This is a genomic window from Bradyrhizobium rifense (assembly GCF_008123425.1).
GTDB lineage: Bacteria > Pseudomonadota > Alphaproteobacteria > Rhizobiales > Xanthobacteraceae > Bradyrhizobium > Bradyrhizobium rifense.
This window is the reverse complement of record NZ_VSSS01000030.1, coordinates 142,757-159,618: the sequence shown is the minus strand read 5'-3', so window position 1 is coordinate 159,618 and position 16,862 is coordinate 142,757. Positions and strand designations below refer to the sequence as shown.

At 64.8% G+C, this 16,862-nt stretch carries 16 protein-coding genes; 5 read left to right on the top strand and 11 right to left on the bottom strand.

Features of this window, described 5'->3' with window-relative positions; translation table 11 throughout:
- Nucleotides 1-14 precede the first annotated feature (14 nt).
- Nucleotides 15-1,190: a saccharopine dehydrogenase family protein gene (locus FXB40_RS19405; protein ID WP_148773783.1), complete on the top strand. Its 1,176-nt coding sequence runs from the start codon at nt 15-17 to the stop codon at nt 1,188-1,190.
- A gap of 124 nt (nt 1,191-1,314) precedes the next feature.
- On the opposite strand, the gene FXB40_RS19400 is transcribed toward FXB40_RS19405, so the two are convergent.
- Nucleotides 1,315-2,511, bottom strand: coding sequence for an FAD-dependent monooxygenase (locus FXB40_RS19400; protein ID WP_148773782.1), 1,197 nt, complete (start codon nt 2,509-2,511; stop codon nt 1,315-1,317).
- Between the two features lie 147 nt (nt 2,512-2,658).
- On the opposite strand from FXB40_RS19400, the gene FXB40_RS19395 reads away from it, so the two are divergent.
- Entirely contained in the window at nt 2,659-3,135 is a 477-nt protein-coding gene (locus tag FXB40_RS19395) for a MarR family winged helix-turn-helix transcriptional regulator (protein ID WP_187437006.1), read from the top strand.
- Here the strand turns inward: FXB40_RS19395 and FXB40_RS19390 are convergent.
- From FXB40_RS19390 to FXB40_RS19380, 4 genes are all read right to left on the bottom strand, one after another.
- Entirely contained in the window at nt 3,104-4,360 is a 1,257-nt protein-coding gene (locus tag FXB40_RS19390; protein WP_187436989.1) for an O-antigen ligase family protein, read from the bottom strand. The genes FXB40_RS19395 and FXB40_RS19390 overlap by 32 nt on opposite strands.
- Nucleotides 4,360-4,503, bottom strand: coding sequence for a hypothetical protein (locus FXB40_RS47975; RefSeq protein ID WP_187436988.1), 144 nt, complete (start codon nt 4,501-4,503; stop codon nt 4,360-4,362). The genes FXB40_RS19390 and FXB40_RS47975 overlap by 1 nt, the downstream gene beginning before the upstream one ends.
- A gap of 9 nt (nt 4,504-4,512) precedes the next feature.
- A complete protein-coding gene (locus FXB40_RS19385) occupies nt 4,513-6,060 on the bottom strand; it encodes an undecaprenyl-phosphate glucose phosphotransferase (RefSeq protein WP_148773779.1) in 1,548 nt (515 codons plus the stop codon).
- A 119-nt stretch (nt 6,061-6,179) separates the two neighbouring features.
- The gene (locus tag FXB40_RS19380) at nt 6,180-7,313 is read right to left on the bottom strand and encodes a glycosyltransferase family 4 protein (protein ID WP_148773778.1); all 1,134 of its coding nucleotides are present in this window, start codon (nt 7,311-7,313) and stop codon (nt 6,180-6,182) included.
- 202 nt (nt 7,314-7,515) lie between these two features.
- On the opposite strand from FXB40_RS19380, the gene FXB40_RS19375 reads away from it, so the two are divergent.
- On the top strand, nt 7,516-9,753 hold the full coding sequence (locus FXB40_RS19375; RefSeq protein WP_148773777.1) for a GumC family protein: 2,238 nt from the start codon (nt 7,516-7,518) through the stop codon (nt 9,751-9,753).
- Between the two features lie 19 nt (nt 9,754-9,772).
- Here the strand turns inward: FXB40_RS19375 and FXB40_RS19370 are convergent, their stop codons facing one another.
- Nucleotides 9,773-10,954, bottom strand: coding sequence for a GNAT family N-acetyltransferase (locus FXB40_RS19370; RefSeq protein ID WP_148773776.1), 1,182 nt, complete (start codon nt 10,952-10,954; stop codon nt 9,773-9,775).
- A 129-nt stretch (nt 10,955-11,083) separates the two neighbouring features.
- Here FXB40_RS19370 and FXB40_RS19365 point away from each other — a divergent pair, with 129 nt between their 5' ends.
- A complete protein-coding gene (locus FXB40_RS19365; protein WP_148773775.1) occupies nt 11,084-12,127 on the top strand; it encodes a polysaccharide deacetylase family protein in 1,044 nt (347 codons plus the stop codon).
- Here the strand turns inward: FXB40_RS19365 and FXB40_RS19360 are convergent.
- On the bottom strand, nt 12,117-12,338 hold the full coding sequence (locus tag FXB40_RS19360; RefSeq protein ID WP_045003154.1) for a DUF2842 domain-containing protein: 222 nt from the start codon (nt 12,336-12,338) through the stop codon (nt 12,117-12,119). The two genes, FXB40_RS19365 and FXB40_RS19360, sit on opposite strands and share 11 nt — an antisense overlap.
- Before the next feature lie 109 nt (nt 12,339-12,447).
- Between FXB40_RS19360 and FXB40_RS19355 the strand changes: the two genes are divergently transcribed.
- Nucleotides 12,448-13,530, top strand: coding sequence for a COX15/CtaA family protein (locus FXB40_RS19355; RefSeq protein ID WP_148773774.1), 1,083 nt, complete (start codon nt 12,448-12,450; stop codon nt 13,528-13,530).
- A 19-nt stretch (nt 13,531-13,549) separates the two neighbouring features.
- Here FXB40_RS19355 and FXB40_RS19350 read toward each other — a convergent pair whose 3' ends face one another.
- The 4 genes from FXB40_RS19350 to FXB40_RS19335 form a co-directional block, all read right to left on the bottom strand.
- Complete coding sequence (locus tag FXB40_RS19350) at nt 13,550-13,894, bottom strand: hypothetical protein (RefSeq protein WP_148773773.1); 345 nt, start codon at nt 13,892-13,894, stop codon at nt 13,550-13,552.
- A gap of 119 nt (nt 13,895-14,013) precedes the next feature.
- Nucleotides 14,014-15,294, bottom strand: coding sequence for an O-acetylhomoserine aminocarboxypropyltransferase (locus tag FXB40_RS19345; protein ID WP_148773772.1), 1,281 nt, complete (start codon nt 15,292-15,294; stop codon nt 14,014-14,016).
- 128 nt (nt 15,295-15,422) lie between these two features.
- Complete coding sequence (locus tag FXB40_RS19340) at nt 15,423-16,007, bottom strand: CoA-binding protein (RefSeq protein ID WP_148773771.1); 585 nt, start codon at nt 16,005-16,007, stop codon at nt 15,423-15,425.
- A 19-nt stretch (nt 16,008-16,026) separates the two neighbouring features.
- On the bottom strand, nt 16,027-16,851 hold the full coding sequence (locus FXB40_RS19335; RefSeq protein WP_187436987.1) for an enoyl-CoA hydratase: 825 nt from the start codon (nt 16,849-16,851) through the stop codon (nt 16,027-16,029).
- Nucleotides 16,852-16,862: the final 11 nt, after the last annotated feature.

Here is a 16,862-nt window from a genome sequence, read left to right as displayed (position 1 = left end):
GGAAAGCGTGATCCGTGTCCGCGAAGTTCGACATCGTCATCTATGGCGCAACGGGATACACCGGCCAGCTCGTGGCCGAGTATCTCGCCGCGCACTATGTCGGGGACGGGGCGCCGACATGGGCGATGGCCGGGCGCAGCAGAGACAAGCTCGAATCCGTTCGCGATGTGATCGGTGCGCCCGCGGACACGCCGCTGATCGTGGCGGACGCAGCCGATCCTGCGTCGTTGCGGGCAATGGTCGATCAGGCGAAGCTGGTCGTCACCACCGTCGGTCCATATCAGCTTTACGGGTCCGATCTGCTTGCCGCCTGTGTCGCGTCGGGTACCGACTATATGGATCTCTGCGGCGAGCCGATCTGGCTGAAGCGGATGATCGACAGGCATGAAGCGGCCGCCAAGGCGAGCGGCGCGCGCATCATGTTCTCCTGCGGCTTCGATTCCATCCCGTTCGAGCTTGGTGCCTTCTTCGTTCAGGAGGAAGCCAGGCGCGTGTTCGGCACGCCGGCATCGCGCGTAAAAGGGCGCGTCCGCGACCTCAGCTGGAAGTTCTCCGGTGGCACCTCGGCCAGTGCAAGGGTCACGTTCGAAGCGGTTGCGCAGGATCTCAGCCTGGTGTCGATCCTCAAGAACCCATTTGCCTTCACGCCCGGTTTTGAAGGGCCCAGGCAGCCACGTGGCAACAAGCCTGTTTTCGAGGAGGATTTGCAATCCTGGTCCGCCCCGTTCGCGATGGCGATCCTCAACACGCGCAACGTCCACCGCTCCAACATGCTGATGGGATTCCCCTATGGCAGGGATTTCATCTACGACGAGATGGTGCTGACGGGGGCTGGGGACGAAGGGCAGGCCAATGCCAAGCTGGTCATGGCCGCCAACAGCGAAAAGACCGGTCCTGAAGCGCTCAAGCCCGGAGAGGGGCCCTCGAAGGAGGAGCGCGAGAACGGATATTACGACCTGCTCTACATTGCCATTGCGCCCGATGGCCGTCAGGTCCGCGCGGCAGTGAAAGGCGATCTCGATCCCGGCTATGCGTCAACGGCGAAGATGATCTCCGAATGCGCGATGTGCCTGTTGCGCGACACGCCTGATGTTCCGGCCGGGCTCTGGACGCCGGGCGCGGCGATGCAGCACAAGCTGATCAGGCGGCTGGTCGATCACGCCGAGCTTAAGTTTGCCGTAGAGAGCTAGCTCGGTCTCGTAGGGTGGGCAAAGCGAAGCGTGCCCACCATTGTCGCGATTGCAGAGAGATGGTGGGCACGGCGCGTTGCGCCTTTGCCCACCCTACTGCACCGTGTCCTACGGCAGCTCGGCGCTACACCGCCCGCGCGTCATACGCGTACATGAACTCCATGCTCTTCGAGCCCAGCGGCAGCAGCCACTTCATCATCTGATTGCGGATGAAGGCGCCGGTGGCGCTGAATTCGCGCTTGCTGTTGCCGTTGCGCCGCGCCATCGCGACGATCTTCTCGGCGCGGGGGCGCCGCTCGGCCTCGAAGGCCTGGAAGGTGGCGGTTAGCTCCTGGCCCTCCTGCATGAGACGGGCGAGCCGCATCGCATCTTCCAGCGCGAGCGAGGCGCCCTGGCCGGCATGGGGGCTGGTTGCATGCGCGGCATCGCCGATCAGCAGCGAGCGCTTGCGCGACCAGGTCGGCAGGGTCGCGACGTCGAGCGTGTCGGTGACCGCGATGTTTTCGGCCGCCTCGATGATGGCAGGGATCGGATCATGCCAGCCGTGATGGAAGCCGCGCAGGTGCTGCTTCAGGGTCTGCTGGTCGAGCGCGCGGAACATCGCGGCATCCATGCCGCGGGCCGGCTGCGTGCTCCACCACATCACGCCGTCCTTCGGGTCCGGGCTGCAATAGCCGTAGCCGAAGAAGCCGCTCTGCCCGAACGTGGTCTCGACATGTCGGGCGATCGTGCGGCCGTCGAAGACCGCGTGAGGCACGAAACCGCCGAACCCGATCAGGCCTGTATTGAAGGGTGTTGGTCCGTCCGGCACGACTTGGCGCCGCGTGATCGAATGCACACCGTCTGCGCCAATCAGGAAATCACCCTCGGCGGTGGTGCCGTCGGCGAAATAGGCGATGATCGGCTGGTCGCCGCGATCCTCGATCTTGATCAGGCGCTTGTCGAAATAGAGCGAGACGCAGGCGCACCAGGCCTTGTCGATCAGCATCTCGTTCAGCGTGGCGCGGCAGACATTGACCGCGGGCTGGCCGAAGCGCCGCGCCATGTCGCGGTTGATCGAGCCGAGCCTTCGGCCTTCCTGCGAATAGAAGTCGAAGGACTCCGCGATCGAGCCGCGGCTGATCAGCTCGTCCGCAAGCCCGATCTCGTCCATCACATGCATGCCGTTCGGCGCGATCTGGAGGCCGCCGCCGATGCCTTTGGAGTAGGGCCAGGCTTCGTAGATCGCGGATTCGATGCCGGCGCGGCGCAGCAGGATCGCGGCAACGGGCCCGGCGATGCCGGCGCCGATGATCAGGGCCTTGCGGGGACGATAGGACATGGCTTGCTCCGGACGCTTCCGCGGTGATAGGAGAAATTACGGTCGCTAAATCTCTTAGTGGCTAAGATATATATCGACTAAGATATGAGGTCGGCCTTGTCAAGGACGAAGGCGCGCGTGACGTTGTTGCAAGAGGTCGAGGAGGCGATGCGCCGGTCGTCCGCGCAGGGCGTGCTCTATGGCCAGACCGTTGCCAACGTTGCAGGAATTGCCAATTCCGACCTCGAATGCATGGACATCCTGTACCTTGAAGGTCGCGTGACGGCGGGCCGGCTCGCCGAAGTCACGGGGCTGACGACCGGCGCCATCACCGGCGTGGTCGACCGGCTCGAGAAGGCCGGCCTCGTGCGCCGCGAGCGCGACGAGACCGATCGCCGTAAGGTTTTCATCGCCGTCGTGCCGGAGAAGGCCATGAAGATCGGCGAACTTTATGTGCCGATGCAGCAGGCGATGGAGAAGGTCTGGAGCGCTTATTCGGACGAGGAGCTGCGGCTGCTGCTGCGTTTCGCGACCGAGGGTTACAAGGGCGTGCTCGCGGCAACCGCGGCGCTGAAGGGCCTGCTCGATGCGCCGCCGGAGAAGCGTCCCGATCTCAAGCTGAAGAAGCGTCCTCGCCAGACTTGATCTTGTAGGCCTGCGCAGCCGCGATCATGCCCCACATCGCGCCCAGCATCATCCAAAAGTGCCGCCAGTGGTCGGTGTCGATCACGAAACTTTCGCCGACGGTGCCGACGAAGGCCGCGAACACCGCGAGATAAGCGCGCTGCCAGGGCACGCGAACGAAGATGTGGCGGAAGCCTATGATGACGGTGGTGAAGACCAGCGCAGGATAGCATACGCCGGAGAGCCAGCCGCCGGACATGAAGGCGTTCAGATAGGAATTGTGGGTGTCTTCGGGAAAGAAGCGGTGGAATTGCAAGGGGCCGATGCCGAACGGCAGGTCGAGCGCCATCTCCGCACCGAGGATGTGGCGGCCGAACCGGCCGAAGCGGCCTTCGTCATAGCTCTGGTCGAAGCTCGCGCGCTGCTTGAACATCTCGGCGATGGAGTCGAATGACAGCAGCACCGCGATCAGCGCGAGGCCGAGCACCATTGCGACGATGGCCATGATGATGATGCGCGAGCGCTGCGCATTGGTGCGGCTGGTCAGCACCATCAGCGCCAGCATGAAGGCCGAGGTCAGGACCAGCCCGCCCCAGGCGGCGCGGGAGAAGGCGAGCAGAATCGCCAGCGACATGATGCCGAAGGCGATGACGTTGCGGAACGCCTTGGCGAATCTGTCGGAGACGACGCTTTGGAGCGCAAACAGCGCCGGCAGGATCAGGAAGGCGCCGAGCACGTTCGGGTCCTTGAACGTGCCGCGTGCACGCTCGTAGAGCGTCAGGAGATCGTGGCCGCCGGGAACGAGGTTGAAATAGCCCGCGATCGCCGAGAGCGAGGCGATCATCGCGCCGACCACGAGGCCGCGGCGCAGCATGTCGAGCCGGGCAGCCGTGTCTTCGGAGGTGACCATGGCGAAGAACATCACGGTCACCGCCATGTACCAGGAAGTCGCGATCCAGCTTGCGACCTCGGACTGGTCGAGCAGCGGGATCGCGCTGATGGTGTAGCCGACATTGAGCAGGACCAGGGCCAGCACCAGCGGCATCAGCACGAGCTTGAGCCGCAGGCCGGTGGCGAAGAAAGCGACGGTGGCCAGCAGCGTCGCGATCTCGTAGGGGCTCGGCTCGATGAAGACGATCGCACCGGACGCGCCGACCAGCCACACCAGCGCGCGCTGGAGGGCCAGCACGCCGGGCGCAGCCGGGGCGGCTATTGTCATTCCACCGGCTGTCGCCGCATACGCCATCACGCGCTCACACGTTTACGCAAACTGGTACACACACGCTCGCTGTCATTCGCCCGGCTTGACCGGGCGATCCAGTATTCCGCGGCGACGAAGCTGAACACCAGCGCCATGGCGTACTGGATGCCCCGGTCAAGCCGGGGCATGACACAAACTCAATACGCGTTCTCGTTCTTGGTCAGCAGCGAGAGCGGCGTCTTCAGGAGAATGACGAGGTCGAACAGCACCGACCAGTTCTCGATGTAATAGAGGTCGAACTCGACGCGCTTCTGGATCTTCTCTTCGTTGTCGATCTCGCCGCGCCAGCCGTTGATCTGGGCCCAGCCGGTGATGCCGGGCTTGACGCGATGGCGGGCGAAATAGCCGTCGACGGCTTCGTCGAACAGGCGGCTCTGGAGCTTGCCCTGCACCGCATGCGGGCGCGGGCCGACCAGGGAGAGATTGCCGGAGAACGCCACGTTGAAAAGCTGCGGCAGCTCGTCGAGGCTGGTCTTGCGAATGAAGCGGCCGACGCGGGTGACGCGCGGATCGTTCTTGGTCACGACCTTCGACGCGGTCGGGTCGGCCTGGTGATGATACATCGAGCGGAATTTGTAGACGTCGATGCGCTCATTGTTGAACCCGAACCGCTTCTGGCGGAACAGGACCGGGCCGGGGCTGTCGAGCCTTACCGCCAGCGCCACCAGCGCCATCACGGGAAGTGCTGCGAGCAGCGCGAGGCCGCCGACGACACGGTCGAACAGCCATTTCATCACCAGATCCCAGTCGGTGATCGGCGCCTCGAACACGTCGAGCGTCGGCACTTCGCCGAGATAGGAATAGGAGCGGGGGCGGAAGCGCAGCTTGTTGGTGTGCGCGGAGAGACGAATGTCGACCGGCAGCACCCAGAGCTTCTTCAGCATCTCCAGGATGCGCGTCTCCGCCGAGATCGGCAGCGCGAACAGCACCAGATCGACCCGGGTGCGGCGGGCGAATTCGACGATGTCGTCGACCTTGCCGAGCTTGCGTGCGCCGGCGCAGGTGTCGAGCGCGCGGCTGTCGTTGCGGTCGTCGAACACGCCGAGCACGTGGATGTCGGAATCCTCCTGCGCCTTCAGCGCTTCGACCAGCTGCTCGCCGTTGCTGTCGGAGCCGACGATGATGGTGCGGCGATCGAGCCGGCCCTGGCGCGCCCAGCTGCGCACCAGCGAGCGCAGGATAAGGCGCTCGGCGACCAGCGCGGCGAGGCCGAGGAAGTAGAAGGCGGCAAGCCACAGCCGCGAGATATCGCTGCCGAATTTGGCGAAAAAGGAGATGCCGATGAACAGCAGGAAGACGAACGACCAGGACGAGATCATCCGCGACATTTGCCGGAGCTGCCCGCGGAACAGTTGCACCTGATAGATGTCGGCGGCCTGGAAGCAGACCACAGCGGCGACCGCGACGGCGATGATCTCTGCGGGATAGACCCAGCTGAAACCGACGAGCGGCATGACGTAGCCGACATACACGGCGATGCCGACCACGCTCAGCAACACGAAATCGATGGCGCGCGCGATGCCGGTGATGACGATCGGCGAATAGGCGCGGGCGACCTTCTGGTTGACGACTTCGAGTGCGGCCGGCGTCAGGCGACGGCGTCGCTCGACAAAAGGTTCGTCAGCCGGCTTAGCCGCGGCGCTGGTCGCGGCATCGAGCATCGAGCGTGCGTTGAGCGGTTCCACAGGCGTCCACGTCCATTCCAAAGACCCGCGGGCGCGGCTTTGCGCCTCCGGGCAAGCATCCCTAGGCTCATCGGATAACGGACAAATCGGAAGATTCTCTAAAGCAGCCTTAAGGATGGTTAATGATTTGCAAATGCGTCGCGGTAACCTGCGAGCACGCCATCGACCATCGCCTGCTGGGAGAAATGCGCCGAGATGCGCGCGCGCAGGGAGGTCGCGCGTTGCGCGGTTCCCTCCGGATTGTCAAGCGCGGCCGCGATCGCCTCGGCCATGGCTTCGGCGTTGCTCGCCGCGAACAGGGCCGGGCTCTCGGGTCCAAAGATCTCGGGGATGCCGCCGACGCGCGCGGCGATCATGGGGATGCCGGCCGCGCCCGCCTCGATCACGACATAGGGCATGGAATCGCCGCGCGAGGGAACGACCAGCAGCCGTCCCTTGGAAAAGCCGTAGCGCGCCTTGACGTGGCCGATGAAGCGGATCGCGTCCGTCAGGCCGAGTCTCTCGACCTTCGCCTTCAGCGTCGTCATCTCCTCGCCGTCGCCACCGAGCGTCAGCGTGACCTTCTTGCCGCTCTCATGCAGCCGGGCCACGGCGTCGACCAGGAGGTCGGCGCCCTTGATGTGCCGGAACTCGCCGACATAGGCGAGGTCGGTGGCATCGTCGGCGATGACGACGGGCTCGAACTCCTCCGGCGTCACGCCGTTGAAAACGCAATGCACCACGCCTTTGGGCGTGCCTACGATGCGCTGGTAGGTGTCGCGTGCAAAGGCACTCTCGAACAGGAACAGATCCGTCGCATCTATCAGCGTGCGCTCGAGCCGCGCATAAAACTCGCCCTTCAGGGTGTTGAGCGGGTAATGCAGCGAGCCGCCGTGGGGGGTGTAGATGCGGATGGTGTCGTCCGCGCGCCGCCGCATGCGCACGAAGGCGCCGGCCTTGGCGCCGTGGCCATGCATGACATCGGGCTTGAGCGTGGCGATCAGGCGGCGCATGCGCAGCCAGACCAGGAAATCCTCCGGCGAGGGTTCGCGGCGGATCGCCAGCCGATGCACGCCGAGCTTCAGCCGCGGCGCAAGCGCGGCCAGCGCCTTGTCCGCGCGCTCGCCGCCGGTGAGGCCGTCGGCGAGAATCCCGACATGGTGACCGCGATCGACCTGGCCGTTGGCGAGGTCGAGGATGTGCCGGAAAATGCCACCGACGGGCGCGCGTACGGCGTGCAGGATGCGAAGCGGCTGGTCGGGAGAGGGGGGCATGATCAAAACCAGCGCTCGACGGCGAATGCCGAACAAAGTTCTCGAAATATCGAGATGGATTAAGGGCCCTCGTGGTTAACAAACGGTGACGAGCGCGCGTGCGCTGCTCGCGAGACGTCGCGATTAACCCAGCAGCAACCTTAATGGAGTGTAATCGGCCCCATCGAGGTACACGAGTGGCGTTGCCCTGCGGGAGTGTTCGATGCGTTTAGCGTTCTGGCGTGCCGGCGCGGACAAGGCCGTCATCGAGCGGGCCGTCTCGAAGGCCAAGCACGAAGCCAAGCCTGAGACCAAGCCCAGAGTTGAAGCCAGGCCCGCGCCGGTTGTTGCGCAGCCGGCGCCAGCCGAATCCGGTGACATCGACCTGCACGCGCTTGGCGGTGCGCTCGCGCGCAAGCGCGGCTGGATCATCGTGCCGACGGTGCTGGCACTCGTCGCATCCGTCGCCGTCGTCAATTTCATCACGCCGCGCTACAAGTCCGAATCGCGCATCCTGATCGACGGTCGCGAGAACGTCTTCCTGCGGCCGAGCAGCGACCGCAGCACCGAGGAGCGGCAGGCGCTCGACCCCGAGGCCGTCACCAGCCAGGTGCAGCTCGTGCTGTCGCGCGACCTCGCGCGCGAGATCATCAGGAAGAACAAGCTGGCCGAGCGGCCCGAATTCGATCCGGTGCTGCAGGGCGTGTCGCCGCTGAAGTCGCTGGCGGCGATGGTCGGCATCGGCCGCGATCCGTTCTCGATGACGCCGGAAGAGCGCGTGCTCGACGCCTATTACGATCGCCTGCAGGCCTACGCCGTCGACAAGTCGCGCGTGATCGTGGTCGAATTCCAGTCGCAGGATCCCGAGCTCGCCGTACGCGTCGCCAATTCGATCGCCGATGGCTATCTCGTGCTGCAGCAGAATGCGCGCCAGGATCAGGCCCGCAACGCCAGCCAGTGGCTTTCGGGCGAAATCGAAAATCTGCGCAAGAAGGTCTCCGACGCCGAGGCCAAGGTCGAGGACTTCCGTTCCAAATCGTCGCTGTTCGTCGGCACCAACAACACCACGCTGTCGAACCAGCAGATGGGCGAGGTCAACACCCAGCTCAACAACGCGCGCTCGATGAAGGCGGATGCGGAATCCAGGGCGCGGCTGATCAAGGAGATGCTGCAGAGCGGCAAGCCGATCGAGGCATCCGAGGTGGTGAACTCCGAATTGATGCGGCGATTGTCCGAGCAGCGGGTGACGCTACGGGCGCAGCTCGCTGAGCAGTCGTCCACGCTGCTCGGCAATCATCCGCGCATCAAGGAATTGAAGGCGCAGCTCGGCGATCTCGACAATCAGATCCGCGACGAGGCGGCCAAGATCTCGCGCTCGCTGGAAAGCGACGCGCGGATCGCCGGCGGCCGGGTCGACGGCCTGACCGCGAGCCTCGATCAGCTCAAGAAGCAGGCGACCTCGACCAACGGCCAGGACGTGCAGCTGCGCGCTCTCGATCGCGAGGCCAAGGCGCAGCGCGACCTGCTCGAGACCTATCTCGGGAAATATCGCGAGGCCAGCACACGCGAGAGCATCGATTCCGCGCCGGCGGAAGGCCGTATCATCTCGCGCGCCATCGTCTCCAACACGCCGGCCTATCCGAAGAAGCTGCCGATCGTGCTGATCGCGACGCTGGCGACGCTGCTGCTCTCGTCCGGTCTCGTCGTCACCGGTGAGCTGCTGCGCCAGACCGCGCCGCGCGCCATTGCCACGCTCGCACCAGCGGCGCGGGCGGCTCGCCAAGAGCCGGTCGTCAATCCTGTGGTTGAGGAGGCTGCACCGCTGCAGCCAGCGATGACGCCCGACGCCGATGTCAACGAATTCGTCGAGATCGGACAACTGGCCGAAAGCTTGCGCTCTGCGGGCTCGGCCGCGAAGAAGGTCACCGTGCTCGGCACCGCCTCGGGCGATGCCATCACGCTATCGACGCTGACGCTAGCCCGCCATCTTGCGCGCGACGCTCGCGTCGTCGTGGTCGATCTCGCCGCATCCTCGCCGACGATTGCCGCGGTGTCTGTCGATCCGACGGCGCCCGGTCTTGCCGAGTTGATGCAGGGGCAGGCCTCGTTTGCCCAGGTCATCACGCGCGACAAGCTCTCGCGGTTGCACCTGGTGATGGCCGGCCGTCCCGGCTTCGACCGCAGCCTGCTGCAGTCGCCGCGGGTGACGCTCGCGATCGATGCCTTGCTGCGTGCCTACGACCACGTGCTCGTTGACGCCGGCAGTGCCGAAGACTTGCCTGCAGAGCTGCTGACGGCGAATGCCCGCGCCGTCGTGGTGCCGGATCCGGCGATGGATGCGGATGCACGCGTGCTGATGTGCGAGCAGCTCAAGGCCGTCGGCTTCAACGAAGTGACAATGCTGAGCCGGCCGGTGCAGCCGTCCGAGGGGATGGAGGGGCCGCGCGTGGTGGCGGCGTAAGGCGAGGGAGCGCTTCGGCCTATCCGAACGTTTGCCGCAGCCGTCGCGCCAGGTCGAACAGCATCTGGTTCTGCTTGACCAGGCGCTTGCCGTGGTTGAGCGAGGACATCGCCATCGCCGCGAGCTTGCCCCGCGAGGTCAGGGGCACGAAGCTGTCAAAAATGTCCTCGTCATCCTTGCAGAACATGCGCTTGTACTCGTCCGTGCCGATGCCGAGGTCGAGCGAGTGATAGCCGCGCTCGGCGTAGCGGTCGATGATGTAGCGCATCAGGATCAGGCCCGGGCTGTAGCGGGCGTGCTCCGACATCGTGTAGGTGTTGAACATCGTCGAGAAGCGCTGGCCGTCGGCAACGCCGGCGAAGATCGCGATCACCTCTTCGTCGCATTCGAGCGCATGAATGTCGATGACACGGCCTTCGCCGCGCGGCGCGAGGCAGGCGCTGCGGATGAATTGCTCGACACCCGGCTCGGCAAAGACGTTCGGCAGCTTCTGCTCCGCCATCCGGACCGGCTTGACGCGGAAGAACCAGTCGAGCAGGCGGGTGACATCCGCGTCCGTCGTGGCAAGGTGGTAGCGATAGCCGGCGAGCGCCTGGAGTTTCTTCTCCTTGCTCTTCAGCCGGCGGCGAAAGGAATTGCTGATCCGGGATGCGGGCGGGCCGCCCGGCTCCATCGCCAGCAGCGGGCAGCCATTGATCGCGCTCTGCTGCGGCAGCAGCGCAAACGGGTTCTGCTGATCATCCCAACGCTTCGGCTGCTGCGTCAGCGCGAGAACGTCGACCTGGTCATGCAAGGGCGCGAACAGCACGTCGAGATCGGTGGTAACGGCCTGTGCTGCGAACCCGGCGTTCCACAGCCCCATGTTGAAGGTCGTGTGCTTGCCGCCCATGAAGCAGGCGGTGCGCACACCGTGGCCCTGGCGCAGCGCGAGCGGAAGCAGTGCGAGCGGTGTCTGTTCGGCGTCGCGGGCGATCACGACGAAGGGACGGGCGCCTTCGCGTTCCCCGACCGATCGCGCCCATGAGCCCAGAAGGTCGAACCGCTGATAGGGCGTGAAGAGATGACCGGGCTCCTCGAGGGCGCGCCAGACCGCCTCAGCCTCTGCAATATCGCTGATGAGGTCGACATGCGCGATACGGCTCGCTTTCGACCGCGCTGGCGATTCTGCCGTCCGGCTTTGCATCGCCGCAGCCATGGTCATCCGCGAAACCTGTCGAGAAAACGAAAAATACGTATTTCGGCCTGTGGCCGACCTTTGCAAATAAATGTCAACAAAGGGTAATGACAATAGCTGAGGGAACGGGCCGCCGGCGAACGCGAAGGTGGGCAATTGGCATCTGACGACAGATGGCTGGAGCGGTTGCGGCTCGAACTGGCCTGGTTCACCGGCCAGCCGCTGCTGCGCAGCCGTGGCGCAGGCGCAATCCTGCGCTTCGAGCGCGTGCGACCGCGGCGGAGCGGCGCGTTCCAGCCGCTGCGCCAAAACGAAATCACGCCGCAATTTCTCGATCGCGCCATTCGCGCGCTGAAGCGCTGGAATTATGATTTTCTCGGCATGGACGAGGTCTGCCGGCGCGCGGTGACGCTGCCGGCGAAGCGGCGCTTCGTGGCGCTCACCTTCGATGGTGCGCCCAAGGACTTCATCAGCTTTGCCTATCCGGTGCTGGCGCGCCACGCCGTGCCGTTCACGATCTACGTTCCCACCGCGTTTCCCGATGGCGTCGGCGAGGCGTGGTGGCTCGGGCTCGAGCGGCTGATCGCGCGCGAGAGCCGCGTCAATCTTATGATGGGTGACAAGGAGCAGCGCTTCACCGTCACCGACAATGCCGGGAAGCAGGCGCTGTTTTCGCATCTCGAGAACTGGCTGCGCTCGCTGGCGCCGGCAGATTTGTCGGCGGCGATCGCCGATCTCTGCACGCGCTACCGGATCGATCTCGTCGTACTCTCGCGCGAGGCGTCGATGGATTGGGAGGATCTGGCCAAGTTAGCTGCCGATCCGAATGTCACGATCGGCAGTGCGACCGTGAACTATCCGGTTCTCGCCAACATGAAGGACGCAGCCGCACTGCGCGAGATGACGATGGGCAAGGCGGTGGCGGAAGCGGCCTTCCGCCGCGAGATCCGGCATCTGGCGTTTCCGTTCGGCGACCGCGCCTCGTTTCGGCGCAACCACGTCGTGATGGCGGAGGAGGCGGGCTTTGCCAGCGCGGTGTCGACCATTCCGGGAATCGTGGATGCGGAAGGCCGAACCAATCTGCGCGCGCTGCCGCGGATTTCCTGGGACGGAAGGGTGCGCTCACTGCGCATGATGCGCGTGCTGGTGTCGGGCGTTGCGTTTGCGCCGGTGAAACCGACGGGCAGCGTTACGAGCTAGATTTGGCGCGGTCCGGCCGCTGCATCCAGCTCACGATCGGCATCGCCGGCAGCACCCAGCCCATGCCGACCACCACGTAATAGATCGCCTGCCGCCAGCCGGACTCGGCGATCCAAGGCATCTGCGCCGCCGCCATGCCGAGCAGGGCCCAGACCGTGGCCAGCACAAGGAGCAGGATGGCGCCGAGGAACTTGCGGGTGCGGATCGTCATGGCGGACTATTGCGGCTTTCGCGTAACTTGAACTGCGGGAGCGGGGGACTATAAGGGGCACGCCGTCCGGTTCAAGTAGCTTGGGTACAAGGCTTGGTTTGCCCCTGAAATGACGACGAATTCCGCCCAGACCAACCCGCATCGCGCCGTGCGCTGGTGGCTGATCTCCGTGGCCGCACTGATCGCACTGATGGTGCTGGTCGGCGGCGCGACGCGGCTGACCGAATCCGGCCTTTCGATCGTCGAGTGGAAGCCGGTCACCGGCAGCGTTCCGCCGCTCTCGGGGGCGCAGTGGACCGATGCTTTCGAGGCCTACAAGAAGATCCCGCAATATCGCGAGCTCAACGCGGGGATGTCGCTGTCCGAGTTCAGGCAGATTTTCTGGTGGGAATGGAGCCACCGGTTGCTTGGCCGCTTCATCGGTGTCGCCTATCTGCTGCCGTTCCTGTTCTTCCTGTGGCGCGGCGGTCTGTCGGTTGAGTTGAAGCGGCGGCTGTGGCTGCTGTTCGCGCTCGGTGGTCTCCAGGGTGCGGTCGGGTGGTGGATGGTGGCGTCGGGGCTGTCCGAGCGGGTCGAGGTGTCGCAATATCGGCTGGCGACGCATCTGGTGCTCGCGCTGCTGATCTTCGCCGGCATCGTCTGGACGGTGCGGCGGCTCGCCGACAGGCCGCAGCTTGCCGTTCCCGCGCGGCTGCGGTTCACGAGCGCGGTGCTGGTGATCGTGACTTTCATCCAGATCTATTTCGGTGCGCTGGTCGCGGGCCTGCGCGCCGGACGCGCTTACAACACCTGGCCGCAGATCGATGGTGCGTTCATTCCATCCGCGGAGCGGCTGTGGTTCGAGACGCCATGGTGGCGCAACATGTTCGACAACGTGCTGACGGTGCAGTTCGAGCACCGCATGACGGCTTATCTGCTGTTCACATTGGCGGCGCTGCACGCGTTCGACGCGGTGCGTTCACGCGCAGGCTCGGCGGCGAGCGGCGCGCTCTGGCTGCTTGCGGCCGTGAGCCTGCAGGCGGTGCTCGGCATCCTCACGCTGATCAACCAGGTGCCGATCGATCTCGCGCTCTCGCACCAGGCGGTTGCGATCGTGGTGCTCACGCTTGCGGTGATGCGGGCGGAACGGCTCGCGTCTCGGCAAAGCGCGGAAGCGCAGCCGGCTGTAGTTCCCGTCGGTCAGCCCGGCTGATCACCATTAGCCCGGCTGATCAGCAATAGCCGTAGATGCCGCACGAGTAGGGCAGGCGCCAGAAATAATCAACCTGCTTCCCGCCGTAATACGCGCCCTGATAGTCGTAGTCCCAGGGGCGGCCATAATAACCTGGCAGCGTATGTGAGCCCGGCAGCAGCGGCGTGCCTGGCAGGTTGCGGATGTAGCTGCCGACGCCATAGGCCGGCGAGATCAGCGCATCCGGATCGGTCTCGACATAGACCTTTGGCGGTTCCTGCGCCGAAGCGGCGGCCCGCCGCTTCGGATTGGCCGGCATATCGGCGGCAACAGCGGCTGAAACCGTCAGCATCACTGCCAGGGCAGGCACCATCCAGCGCAGCATCGTCGGCTCCGAATCAAAGGGGCGATCCAAGGACGATGTATGCGGCAGATATGGTTAATGACTGTTAACGGGGTGCGCTCCGGGGCACGCTTTCGCGCACCCCGGAATGACTCAGAAAACTAGGCCGCCAGCGCCTGCTCCAGGTCTGCGATCAAATCCTCCTTGTCCTCGATGCCGACCGAGAGCCGGACCACGTCGGGGCCGGCGCCGGACTTGATCTTGGCGGCGTCGTCGAGTTGGCTGTGCGTGGTCGAGGCGGGGTGGATGACGAGCGAACGGGTGTCTCCGACGTTGGCCAGATGCGAGAAAAGCTGCAACTTCGACACCAAATTGACGCCGGCGTCGTAGCCGCCCTTCAGGCTGAAGGTGAACACGGCGCCCGCACCCTTCGGTGCATATTTGCGCGCGAGCTGGTTGTACTTGTCGCTAGCGAGCCCAGCATAGTTCACCGCGGACACCGCGGGATGGCCTACGAGGAATTCGGCGACGGCCTTGGCGTTGTCGCAGTGCTTCTGCATGCGCAGCGGCAGCGTCTCGATGCCGGTGAGAATCATGAAGGCATTGAACGGCGACAGCGCAGGCCCGAGGTCGCGCAAGCCCAGCACGCGGCAGGCGATGGCGAAGGCGAAATTGCCAAACGTCTCCTGGAGACGGATGCCGTGATATTCCGGCCGCGGCTCCGACAGCATCGGATATTTGCCGCCGGTCGACCAATCGAAGGTGCCGGCATCGACGATGATGCCGCCGAGCGAATTGCCATGGCCGCCGAGAAACTTCGTCAGCGAGTGCACGACGATGTCGGCGCCGTGGTCGATCGGGCGGATCAGATAGGGCGAGGCCAGCGTGTTGTCGACGATCAACGGCACGCCGGCCTTGCGCGCCACCGTCGAGATCGCCTCGATGTCGGTGATGCTGCCGGCGGGATTGGCGATGGACTCGATGAAGATCGCCTTGGTGCGCGGCGTCACCGCGCGCTCGAAGCTTGTGACGTCATCGGGATCGGCCCACACCACGTTCCAACCAAAACTCTTGAACGCATGCGCGAACTGGTTGATCGAGCCGCCATAGAGCTTTCGCGCGGCGATGAATTCGTCGCCGGGTTGCATCAGCTGCTGCAACACCACGACCTGCGCGGCATGGCCCGAGGCCACCGCAAGCGCGGCGGTGCCGCCTTCGAGTGCGGCCACGCGCTCTTCCAGCACCGCGTTGGTCGGATTTCCGATGCGGGTATAGATGTTGCCGAACGCCTGCAGGCCGAACAGCGAGGCGGCGTGGTCGGCATCGTTGAACACGAACGACGTCGTCTGATAAATCGGAGTCGCGCGCGCACCGGTGGTGGGATCGGGCTGTGCACCGGCATGCACGGCGAGGGTCGAAAATCCCGGAAGGCGATCGCTCATTGGGGGCGTCCTGTTCTTGTGGTCTGAAATCGCGCGGCATGCTGATCGGCGTCTCGGCTGCCGTCAAGCCGCGCCGTCACACGTCGGCGCTACGCATTGTCACGTTCGCGCAATGGACGTTTATTGCGTCAGCTTTGTTCGGTCTTGTTCTTTGCGGCGCGATCAGAGGCCGCGGTCTCGCCGCCGCCGACGCTCATCCGATTGAGGGACAGGCGCATGCCCTGCGTCGGTGCAGGCGGGCGCTTGGAACTGAGCGTGCGCGAATTGACGCCCATCCAGGAGATCTCTGACGACAGGCGGCCATATTCGATCTTGGGGCAGCGATTCATCACGACCTTGATACCCGCGGCTTCGGCCTTTTCCGCCGCCGCATCGTCACGCGCGCCAAGCTGCATCCAGATCACCTTCGGCAGCGGATCGAGCGTGAGGGCCTCGTCGACGACATGCATGATGTGGCTGGAATTGCGAAAGATGTCGATCATGTCGACGGGACGTCCGATATCGCGGAGCGAGGCGACGAAGGGCTTTCCGAGCAGCTCCTTGCCGACATGACCGGGATTGACCGGGATCATGTCGTAGCCGCGCTGCGCCAGATATTTGAACGCGAAATAGCTCGGCCGCACATTGACCGGCGAGGCGCCGACCATCGCGATCGACTTCACGCTGTTGAGGATGCTGCGGATGTAATTGTCGGGATAGGCGTCGTGGTTCATTTGTCGTCTTTTCTTGTTGTCACTCATCCCGCCATGTCGGCATGCGCTTCTCGATGAAGGCGCCGATGCCTTCCTCGGCGTCGCGGGCCATCATGTTCTCGGTCATCACCTCTGCCGCATAGCGATAGGCGTCCGCAAGGCTCATCTCGGCCTGACGGTAGAACGCCTCCTTGCCGAGCTTGACGGTGTAGGCGGATTTCAGCGCGACCTGTTGTGCAAGCGCGATCGCGGCGTCGCGCTCGGTGCCGGCGGCGACCACGCGATTGACGAGGCCGATCTCGCGGGCGCGCGCAGCCGGGACCGGCTCGCCCGTGAGCAGCATCTCCATCGCCTGCTTGCGCGGCACGTTGCGCGAGAGCGCCACCATCGGCGTCGAGCAGAACAGGCTGATGTCGACGCCGGGTGTGGCGAAGCTCGCTGCTTCCGACGCGATCGCAAGGTCGCAGCTCGCCACGAGCTGGCAACCGGCCGCGGTCGCGATGCCCTGGACGGACGCGACCACCGGCTTTGGCAGGTGCACGATCGCCTGCATCATCGCGCTGCAGGCATTCATGAGTTCGGCGAAATAGGCGCGGCCGCGATCCGGATCGCTGCGGCGCGCGGTCAGCTCCTTCATATCGTGACCGGCGGAGAAGGCGGGACCGTTGGCGGCGATCACGACGCCGCGGATGGACTTGTTGTCGCGGATCTCATCGAGTTCGGCGTGCAGGCCGGCGATCATCGCTTCCGACAGGCTGTTGCGTGCGGCGGGCCGGTTCAGGGTCAGCACAGCGATGGGACCAACCATTTCGCGCAGCAGAATTGGCGGTTGCGGGGAGGAGGCGCGGGCGGCCTGGGTGGACATCAAGGCGTTTC

Coding starts and splice junctions, on each gene's coding strand:
- FXB40_RS19400 (WP_148773782.1), bottom strand. CDS start 2,511: ATGTCCTATCGTCCCCGCAAGGCCCTGATCATCGGCGCCGGCATCGCC.
- FXB40_RS19395 (WP_187437006.1), top strand. CDS start 2,659: ATGCGCCGGTCGTCCGCGCAGGGCGTGCTCTATGGCCAGACCGTTGCC.
- FXB40_RS19390 (WP_187436989.1), bottom strand. CDS start 4,360: ATGGCGTATGCGGCGACAGCCGGTGGAATGACAATAGCCGCCCCGGCT.
- FXB40_RS47975 (WP_187436988.1), bottom strand. CDS start 4,503: ATGCCCCGGCTTGACCGGGGCATCCAGTACGCCATGGCGCTGGTGTTC.
- FXB40_RS19380 (WP_148773778.1), bottom strand. CDS start 7,313: ATGCCCCCCTCTCCCGACCAGCCGCTTCGCATCCTGCACGCCGTACGC.
- FXB40_RS19375 (WP_148773777.1), top strand. CDS start 7,516: ATGCGTTTAGCGTTCTGGCGTGCCGGCGCGGACAAGGCCGTCATCGAG.
- FXB40_RS19370 (WP_148773776.1), bottom strand. CDS start 10,954: ATGACCATGGCTGCGGCGATGCAAAGCCGGACGGCAGAATCGCCAGCG.
- FXB40_RS19360 (WP_045003154.1), bottom strand. CDS start 12,338: ATGACGATCCGCACCCGCAAGTTCCTCGGCGCCATCCTGCTCCTTGTG.
- FXB40_RS19355 (WP_148773774.1), top strand. CDS start 12,448: ATGACGACGAATTCCGCCCAGACCAACCCGCATCGCGCCGTGCGCTGG.
- FXB40_RS19350 (WP_148773773.1), bottom strand. CDS start 13,894: ATGCTGCGCTGGATGGTGCCTGCCCTGGCAGTGATGCTGACGGTTTCA.
- FXB40_RS19345 (WP_148773772.1), bottom strand. CDS start 15,294: ATGAGCGATCGCCTTCCGGGATTTTCGACCCTCGCCGTGCATGCCGGT.
- FXB40_RS19340 (WP_148773771.1), bottom strand. CDS start 16,007: ATGAACCACGACGCCTATCCCGACAATTACATCCGCAGCATCCTCAAC.
- FXB40_RS19335 (WP_187436987.1), bottom strand. CDS start 16,851: ATGTCCACCCAGGCCGCCCGCGCCTCCTCCCCGCAACCGCCAATTCTG.